Source organism: uncultured Paracoccus sp., assembly GCF_947487305.1.
In the GTDB taxonomy this organism is placed as follows: Bacteria; Pseudomonadota; Alphaproteobacteria; order Rhodobacterales; family Rhodobacteraceae; genus Paracoccus.
Map to the genome: position 1 here is coordinate 45,145 of NZ_CANKWH010000019.1, position 8,216 is coordinate 53,360.

Annotated in this window: 9 protein-coding genes; 7 read left to right on the forward strand and 2 right to left on the reverse strand. The window is 61.2% G+C overall.

Annotated features, from left to right (window positions below; all coding sequences use genetic code 11):
- Positions 1-35: 35 nt before the first annotated feature.
- Positions 36-1,109, reverse strand: a complete 1,074-nt coding sequence (locus Q1A36_RS17850; RefSeq protein ID WP_299846941.1) for a tartrate dehydrogenase — start codon at positions 1,107-1,109, stop codon at positions 36-38.
- A gap of 109 nt (positions 1,110-1,218) precedes the next feature.
- Here Q1A36_RS17850 and Q1A36_RS17855 point away from each other — a divergent pair, with 109 nt between their 5' ends.
- Together Q1A36_RS17855 and Q1A36_RS17860 are read left to right on the forward strand one after the other, a co-directional pair.
- Positions 1,219-2,133 carry a LysR family transcriptional regulator gene (locus Q1A36_RS17855; protein WP_299846943.1) on the forward strand — a complete coding sequence of 305 codons (915 nt, stop codon included), beginning with the start codon at positions 1,219-1,221 and terminating at the stop codon, positions 2,131-2,133.
- Positions 2,134-2,267: 134 nt separating this feature from the next.
- Positions 2,268-3,533 carry an SLC13 family permease gene (locus Q1A36_RS17860; RefSeq protein WP_299846945.1) on the forward strand — a complete coding sequence of 422 codons (1,266 nt, stop codon included), beginning with the start codon at positions 2,268-2,270 and terminating at the stop codon, positions 3,531-3,533.
- A gap of 418 nt (positions 3,534-3,951) precedes the next feature.
- Here the strand turns inward: Q1A36_RS17860 and Q1A36_RS17865 are convergent, their stop codons facing one another.
- The gene (locus tag Q1A36_RS17865; protein ID WP_101754943.1) at positions 3,952-4,884 is read right to left on the reverse strand and encodes an alpha/beta hydrolase; all 933 of its coding nucleotides are present in this window, start codon (positions 4,882-4,884) and stop codon (positions 3,952-3,954) included.
- 191 nt (positions 4,885-5,075) lie between these two features.
- Between Q1A36_RS17865 and Q1A36_RS17870 the strand changes: the two genes are divergently transcribed.
- The 5 genes from Q1A36_RS17870 (at position 5,076) to Q1A36_RS17890 (ending at position 8,146) form a co-directional block, all read left to right on the forward strand.
- The gene (locus tag Q1A36_RS17870) at positions 5,076-6,128 is read left to right on the forward strand and encodes a BTAD domain-containing putative transcriptional regulator (protein ID WP_101754942.1); all 1,053 of its coding nucleotides are present in this window, start codon (positions 5,076-5,078) and stop codon (positions 6,126-6,128) included.
- Positions 6,129-6,171: 43 nt separating this feature from the next.
- Complete coding sequence (locus Q1A36_RS17875; RefSeq protein WP_157936054.1) at positions 6,172-6,663, forward strand: hypothetical protein; 492 nt, start codon at positions 6,172-6,174, stop codon at positions 6,661-6,663.
- 101 nt (positions 6,664-6,764) lie between these two features.
- Entirely contained in the window at positions 6,765-7,028 is a 264-nt protein-coding gene (locus tag Q1A36_RS17880) for a nickel-binding protein (RefSeq protein ID WP_299846951.1), read from the forward strand.
- A gap of 149 nt (positions 7,029-7,177) precedes the next feature.
- A complete protein-coding gene (locus Q1A36_RS17885) occupies positions 7,178-7,822 on the forward strand; it encodes a glutathione S-transferase family protein (protein ID WP_299846953.1) in 645 nt (214 codons plus the stop codon).
- Positions 7,823-7,873: 51 nt separating this feature from the next.
- Positions 7,874-8,146, forward strand: a complete 273-nt coding sequence (locus Q1A36_RS17890) for an ABC transporter ATP-binding protein (protein WP_299846955.1) — start codon at positions 7,874-7,876, stop codon at positions 8,144-8,146.
- Positions 8,147-8,216 lie beyond the last annotated feature (70 nt).

The window sequence follows — 8,216 nt, forward strand, 5'->3', positions numbered from 1 at the left end:
CAGGTCTTTTGCGTCCTCCTCCCTCATGGCGGACCTCAGATATTCTCGCCGCGGATCGCCTCGACGACGGCATCCGTGACCTGTTGCGTATTGGCGTTGCCACCGACATCGGGGGTCAGCACGCCATCGGCGCAGACCTTTTCCACCGCGCGCATCAGCCGGTCGGCGGCGGCGGGCTCGCCCAGATGTTCAAGCATCTGCGCGGCAGTCCAGAAGGTCGCGACCGGGTTGGCGATGCCCTTTCCGGTGATGTCGAAGGCCGAGCCGTGGATCGGCTCGAACATCGAAGGGAACCGCTTCTCCGGGTCGATATTGCCTGTCGGGGCGACGCCAAGGCTGCCCGCCAGCGCGCCCGCCAGATCGGAGAGAATGTCGGCATGCAGGTTGGTGGCGACGATGGTGTCCAGGCTTTGCGGGTTTTTGACCATGCGTACGGTCATCGCGTCGACCAGCATCTTGTCCCAGGTCACATCCGGGTACTCCCTCGACACTTCTGCCGCGATCTCGTCCCACATGACCATGCCGAAGCGTTGCGCGTTCGACTTTGTTACCACCGTCAGCAGCTTGCGCGGCCGCGATTGCGCAAGTTTGAAGGCATAACGCATGATCCGGGCCACGCCGACACGGGTAAAGATGGAGACCTCGGTGCCGACCTCCTCGGGCAGGCCTTTATGGGCGCGACCGCCATGACCGGAATATTCGCCCTCCGAGTTCTCGCGAACGATCACCCAGTCCAGATCGCCGGGGCCAACGCCCGCAAGCGGCGACTGAATGCCCGGCAGGATCTTGGTCGGGCGGACGTTCGCATATTGGTCGAAGCCCTGGCAGATCGGCAGGCGCAGGCCCCACAGCGTGATGTGGTCGGGCACATCAGGCGCCCCGACCGCGCCGAAGAAGATGGCGTCGAAGGCTTTCAGCTTTTCCGGCCCATCCTCGGGCATCAGCGCGCCGGTTTTCTTGTAGCGGTCCGAGCTCCAGTCGAATTCGGTCACGTCGAACTGGAAGCTGCCGTCGCGGCGGGCCAGTGCCTCCAGCGCCTGCAGGCCGGCGGCGATGACTTCGGGGCCGATGCCGTCGGCCGGGATGGATGCGATCTTGTAGGTCTTCATAGCTTTCTCCTCATTCGCTTGATGAGGTTAACTTGCTTCCGGCCGGGCGATTCCTCAATTTGCGTAGAATTATATACAAAAATAAGATAATCTGGTTGCGGAGGAAATTATGGATATCCAACAGATCAGATGTTTCCTGGCCGTGGCCGAGGAATTGCATTTCGGCCGCGCGGCGCAGGCGATGGACATGCTACCTGCTTCGCTGAGTCGGCAGATCCGGCTCTTGGAAAACCGTTTCGAGACGCGGCTGTTCCTACGCACCACTCGCAATGTCGCGCTGACTGAGGCCGGCATGGCGATCCTTGATGACGCACGCGCCCTTGTCTCCCAAGCCGAACTCTTTGATCAGCGTATCCGCGCAGTCAGACGCAGTGAGACTGCGGTGCTGAAGGTCGGCGCCATCGACAGTGCCGCGGCCGGGCTGATGCCGCAGCTCCTGCAACTTTTGCGGGCGCAGCGCCCGGAGATCGAGGTGCAACTGGTTGAGCAGAAGACCATTCACCTGTTGCCACGCATTCTCAGCGGCAGTCTTGATATCGCCTTCTGTCGGCCACCCGATATCCGCGATCCCAATATCCACTTCCAGACATTGTTCTTTGAGACTGCAGTTGTCGCACTGCCCGGAGGTCATACCCTGGCGGATCGCGCCGAGTTGACGGTACAGGATATCGCCGATGAGCCGCTGATAGTTCCCGACCGCCGCTCGCGCCCGCATTCGCATGACCTGACCATCAAGCTGTTCACCGATGCCGGGCTGACGGCACGAATCGCGCAGATCGCCGAAGAAAAGCACACCATCGTCAATCTGGTGGCGACCGGCACCGGCTTAGCAATCGTGCCGCGGTGGGCATCCCGCATCGCGATTCCGGGCCTCAGTTTCGTGCCCTTGGTGCTGCCCGAGGGCACGACGCGTGGTAAGCTGATCCTCGCTGCCGCGTGGGCACGCGGCACCCGCGACGATCAGCGTGACGCGTTGCTGGCTGTGCTGGACGAGAACCTGCAGGCGATCGAAGCGAGCGCGTGACACCAACACCTGCCGATTATTATCACGAAAATTAATATAATTTTTGGCAAATTTATTGCCGGTCATCTCCCGCGTATTCCGGTTCCGATCTGTGCCCTTCCGCAGGGCCAGAACCGGAAACCTGGGAGGAAACCATGGACCCTGCAAACATTACGCTTCTATTACTCCTCTTCGCGATCATCATGTTCGTATGGGAGCGCGTGCCGCTGGCCGTCACGGCGATGATTGTCTGCGTCAGCCTTGTCCTGACCGGTGTATTGGACGCGGGCGAGGCGTTCGACGGCTTTGTTAACAGCAATGTCATCCTGTTCGTCGACATGTTCATCATCGGCGGTGCGCTGTTCCAGACCGGCATGGCGGCCGAGATCGGCGGGCTGGTCACGCGCTTTGCCCGGACCGAACGGCAGTTGGTTGTCGCGATCATGCTGATCACCGGGCTGATGTCGGGTGTTCTGTCGAATACCGGCACGGCTGCGGTGCTGATCCCGGTAGTGATCGGCATCGCAGCCAAATCCGGCTTCGCACGCTCGCGCCTGCTGCTGCCTATTGTCTTCGCCGCTGCAATGGGTGGCAATCTCAGCCTCATCGGCGCACCCGGCAACATGATTGCGCAGGCGGCTCTGCAGGAACAGGGGCTAAGCTTCGGTTTCTTCGAATACGGTCTCGTCGGCCTGCCGATCCTGCTGGTCGGTATCCTGTTCGTCGCCACCATCGGCTTCCGGCTGCTGCCCGATCACAAGACCGAGGAAATGGCCGCAGACAGCCTGCATCCTGTTGGTGCGCCAGTTCCGCAGTGGAAAAAGAACGCTTCGCTGATTGTGCTGGTCCTTACCATCCTTGGCATGATCTTCGAAGCGCAGATCGGTATCCGCCTGCACATCACCGGCGCCATCGGGGCCATCGCGCTGATCCTCTTGGGCGTCATCAGCGAGGACGAGGCCTATCAATCCATCGACGCCAAGACCATCTTCCTCTTCGGCGGCATCCTGTCGCTGGCGACCGCAATGGAAAAGACTGGGGCTGGACAGGTCATCGCCGAAGCGGTGCTGGGCCTCACCGGTCCGGAAACGCCGATGTTCGTCTTCCTGCTGGTCATCTTCCTGCTGGCGGTGGTCATGACAAACTTCATGTCCAACACCGCGACGACCGCGCTGCTGGTGCCGATCAGCCTGTCGATCTCGACCCAGATCGGCGCCGATCCTCGCGCCGTGCTGATGGCGACGGTGATCGGCGGCTCGCTGGCCTACGCCACGCCCATCGGGATGCCCGCCAATGTCATGGTTTTGGGGCCGGGCAAGTATACGTTCATGGATTACACAAAGGCTGGCCTGCCGCTGATCGTGGTTTCGACCGTCGTCGCCATGATCCTGCTGCCGATCCTGTTCCCGTTCTTCCCGTAGGGCAGAGCGGTACAGAAACCGATGTGGGCTCGCGAGGAAGTTCGCGGGCTCCAACGTATTCGCCGAGACAAGCCAAGTCCCGCTGCCGGCGATAGGCTCATAGTTCTGGCAGAATCCTATAGGAATCGGAGCAGCGCCGGCTCTGCAAGGACGGCCCAAACCTGACCTTCACAACGGGACAAAATGCCGCGGCGTGGCCCGTCGAACCTGCCATTCGTCGCAGGCGCGAAAACGGGCACACGCTGAAGCCATGCGATGCGGGATGTTTCTATCGATTAGCACATACTGATGACCAGCCGGCTAGTCCGAGGAATTCCTGGCATGTGGAACAGTCCGGCACAATCCACGGATGCGCTGGCATGGCAGACGAGCCTCCAGAATCTGACCGCCTGCCAGCCATGTTGAATTGCCAATTTCTTCACCCCGCATCAGGCTCGTCAGCCCCGCCTGCACTCGGTTCGTAGTTCAGCGACCGGAACCACATGATCAGATCCATGAAACGGTCTGGGCGCTTGTAGGGACCGTCATGCGTAACGCCGTCCATGCGGACCAGCATTGCGTTGCCGGAACATTTCGCGACCTGCTCTGACATCATCGCCCATTGCACCAGCGTGTCGGTTCCCTGCACAACCAGCGTCGGCACATTGATTTGCGCAAGATCGTCGCAGGTCAGCGGCGCGCCCGGTGCCATGCCGCCATAGATCGGCAGGGTGCGACCGTTTTCCTTCCAGTATGTTGGAAATGGTTCTGGCTCTTCTCCTGCTGAGCCCTCAGGCATCCGGAACACCGACTCGATGATGCGCAACGCGGCGGATTCGGTGTCGCCAGCCTCCAACGCGGCGATCATCGGGCCAACCGTCGCACCGAACTGTGAGCGTGCGGCATCAGCGCCCGGAACCTCGTCGATCAGCCTGTCTACGTCCGGTTCGAAATGCACCATCGAGCGGAACAGATCGGGCCGCTGCAAAGCGGCATAGGTCGCGATCTCGCCGCTATAGGACCACGTCACAAGATCGACCGGCCCGGAACCCAAACCCTCGATGAAGGCGATCAGGTCGGCGATATGAGTCCCGCGCGTAAAACCCATCCCATCATCCGGCCAGTCGGCGGTCCCGAAATAGCGTTGGGTATAGGCGACAAAGCGACCCTCCTTTGCGATACGGTCGGCATAACCTTCCCAGACCCGCGCATCCGAGATTGCGCCGTGGACAAACACGATCGGTGTGCCTTCGCCCTGTTCGATATAGGTCAGTTCTGCCCCGTCCACCTGCATAGTTCCGGTTTCAATCGCCTGAGCCGCCGTCAACCCCATCGCAATGGCGGCGGCTGTTGTGAATGTGACCTTCTTCATAACTCCGTCTCCTTTCCTTGATTCGCCAAATTCGGTCGTCAGTTCGGTGAGTCTCGGACGGGGGACGTCACGACAGCGTCACGCACCCCGTCACGCGACAGCGCTTGCGGTGAATTTCCGGCTTTTCTTCATGTTTTTTCGAGGTCTAGCCGTTCTTGTGCTAGAATACCCATCAGGGGGTTGCAGGGACGATGCCGATCCTTCGCTTATCATTTCTGGGCGAACCACGCCTTCAAGGCCAGTACGGCCAGGTGCTGGCCACGCCGGGGCCGAAGGCGCTGGCACTGCTCGGCTGTCTGGCAACGGCACCAGACCTGCGGGCGGGCCGCACGAGGCTGGTCGAGTTGCTTTGGGCCGAGGCATCCTCCACGCCCGCAGCTCGTCACGCTTTGCGTCAATGTCTTGTGAGGTTGAGATCGCAGCTTGGCGATGCCGCAAAGGTGCTGATCGCCGATGAGAACGCCGTCTGGCTGAACCCTGATCTGGTGTCGCTCGATCTCGCCGAGATCCGATCGGCGCTGCAAACCGGCGCGCACAAGGCGATCCCGGAACTGTCACTGATGGTTCGCGGTCGGTTCTGCGCCGGGCTGGATGTCGGGATTGCCGAGTTCGAGGCGTGGCTGCGTGATCGGCAACGGGAATACGACCAGCTTTGTGCTGAACTGCATGGCAAGGCGGCCGCAATCCTCGCCGAGCGTGGCAAAGGACCGGCAGCCATTGCCGCCGCGCGACGACGGCTTGAATGCGAGCCGTTTCAAGATGATGCCCATGCGGCCTTGATCGCGCTTTGCATCGCCTTTGGCCGCCGACAAGAAGCCGCGACCGCACATAAGGACTGCCACGACCTTTTCGCCAGGGAACTTGGCGCCGCTCCGGCGCCACAGGTCGACCGGGCGCTCAGTTCGTCGGTGTATACCTGCCATGTGCCCCTGTCGATGCCGGCGCGCGTCGTGCCAACGTCGCACCGGCCAGTGCTTGGCGCTTTCTCAGCCGGTCTTGCTGCGGCCATCACCTTGTTTCAGGTCCTTGGCCCGTGGGGCAGTTACCAGCCGTCCGAACCGGATCGAAAGCCGATGTCGATCTGGGTCAGTCCAGCCTCGGCCGCATCCATTCAAGACAGCAGATTCACCGCGTCACCCGTCAATTTGCCAGAGGACAGTATTGATGCATCAAGTCAGACCGCCGCGCGCCAAATGCTTGAAGGGGAAACCGACTATGCGATGCTCTATCCCGCAGGATGCTAGCCATCGCCGGCGTGCTGTCGCAACGGCGGGGCTTGCGATCTTGATGGCCAACTTGCCGTACTTGCCGGCAAACGCCCAATCCGTTGCGGGCGAGGGCACCTTCGCGGCGAATTTCGTCGGATACGCTGCAAATGAGGTCGAACCGATTGAGACCGGAACTGGCCGAATTTTTGGGCTGGTCGATTCGACCCTGACCGCAATGAACGCCGATAACGCCGCGTTCCTGCACAACCAGACCGGCAGATGTCTGGGCACGTGGACCGTGGATGAAACGGCCAAGACCTTTGAAGAACTGGTGAACTGTACCTACACCGATGCAGATGGCGATCAGATCTTCGAAAGCGCGACCTTCGACAGACAGCCACTGGACGCACCCCATGTCGGGACGGGACGCTGGCTGGGCGGCACCGGCAAATACGAAGGGCTGACCGGACTTTTCGAGATACGCACCCGCACCCTGCGATCCGCACGCGAAGGTCTGGTTCAATATGTCGGAACGAAGCAGGGGCAGTATAGCCTTCCGGCGCGGGAGTGAACTCACAAAGCGCCGGTGGAATGCTTCGTCTTCAAAAACTGAAAGTGGCAAATTGGAACTGATTGAGAAAGGACCATCCGATGACACAGTTGAAACGCTTCATGATCGAGCGCGACATTCCGGCGATTGGCCAAATGTCAGCTGCCGAGCTCTGCGCCGCCGCCAGCGCGTCAAACCAGGCGCTGGAACAGATTGGCACGGGCATCCAGTGGGTCCAAAGCTACGTGGCCCGCGACAAGACCTTTTGCATCTATCTGGCCGACAGCGAGGCAGCGATCCGAAAGCATTCGGAACTGTCGGGCATCCCGGTCGGCGCGATCACGGAGGTCCCGCAGGTGATCGATCCGCTCACGGCCAAGAGCTGATCCTGTCTTGGACGCCCCGGGGATCGGTCGTCTTGTCGGTATAGGAACGGAAGATCGCGTCCTTTGCCGGACCCTCCGGTCGGCGCAAAGATCGACACCTCCCCGCTGGCCGTCCGGCATCGTGGGAAGCGGCAGAACGGAGGTGGGAATTGACGCAGGTCGAAACAGGTCATTACCGCCTCTTCTGGGAGAAGATGTCCGGGGCAATGGTGATCGAGCTCTTGCTGGAAGAGATGCAGATCCCCTTTGAGCGCGTCGCGATCGACATGGCCGCCGGCGCGCACCAGTCGGCGGCATATCTGGCGGTGAACCCGACCGGGCAGGTTCCTGTCCTCGCACTCCCGTCAGGTGAGGTCATCGGCGAGACCGCCGCGATTATCATCGCCCTGGGCGAACGCCACCCGGATAAGCTGCTGGTTCCCAGGCCCGACCACCCCGACAGGGCGACGTTCCTGCGCTGGCTCATCTACATGGCCGCAAGCCCCTACATGACCTTCGTCCAGTTCAACCATCCCGAGCGCTTTCTGGACGACCCGGGAACCCATCCGGCTCTCATCGACAATGCGCGCGCGCGGTTGCGCGACCAGTTCACAGCGCTCGACCGGGCGATCGTCGGCGCTCCGTTCTTTCTGACCGACGGGATCAGCGCTCTGGACCTCTATGCTTACATGCTGATCGAGTTCTTCGGCGACGATCCCGTCGCGCTGGCTGGCAAGCCCCGTCTGGCGCGCGTTCACGGAGCGGTCGCGACGCGGAGCAGCGTCGCGCGCGTGCGCCAGCGTCATGGGAGATGATCTGAATGTGGCAAGGGCAACGCCCTTGTTCGCGAGCCCCGGGTTCTGCTGATGGACGAACCGACCTCGGCGCTTGACCTCAACCGGCAGATCGAGGTGCTTTCACTGGTCTCGGCGCTGGCCGTTGAACGCGACATGGCAGTGCTGATCGCAATTCACGACCTGAACCACACCTTGCGCTTCTGCAGCGACGTGATCGTGATTGTCGATGGCCGGATGCACTCGGCTGGGAAGCCGGGTGACATCATCACACCCGCCTTTCTGCGGGAGGTCTACGGGGTGGAGGCGCGTGTCGAGCACTGTTCGAAAGGTCTGCCCTGTTGATTTTCACTCAGAAGTGAGCCGGCATTTCCATCGAGAAGTGAGCCACCTCTGACTATGGATTTCCGTTCAT

Bases quoted from the DNA above. Each gene is read 5' to 3' on its own strand.
- Q1A36_RS17850 (WP_299846941.1), bottom strand. From the start codon at position 1,109: ATGAAGACCTACAAGATCGCATCCATCCCGGCCGACGGCATCGGCCCC.
- Q1A36_RS17855 (WP_299846943.1), top strand. From the start codon at position 1,219: ATGGATATCCAACAGATCAGATGTTTCCTGGCCGTGGCCGAGGAATTG.
- Q1A36_RS17860 (WP_299846945.1), top strand. From the start codon at position 2,268: ATGGACCCTGCAAACATTACGCTTCTATTACTCCTCTTCGCGATCATC.
- Q1A36_RS17865 (WP_101754943.1), bottom strand. From the start codon at position 4,884: ATGAAGAAGGTCACATTCACAACAGCCGCCGCCATTGCGATGGGGTTG.
- Q1A36_RS17870 (WP_101754942.1), top strand. From the start codon at position 5,076: ATGCCGATCCTTCGCTTATCATTTCTGGGCGAACCACGCCTTCAAGGC.
- Q1A36_RS17875 (WP_157936054.1), top strand. From the start codon at position 6,172: ATGGCCAACTTGCCGTACTTGCCGGCAAACGCCCAATCCGTTGCGGGC.
- Q1A36_RS17880 (WP_299846951.1), top strand. From the start codon at position 6,765: ATGATCGAGCGCGACATTCCGGCGATTGGCCAAATGTCAGCTGCCGAG.
- Q1A36_RS17890 (WP_299846955.1), top strand. From the start codon at position 7,874: ATGGACGAACCGACCTCGGCGCTTGACCTCAACCGGCAGATCGAGGTG.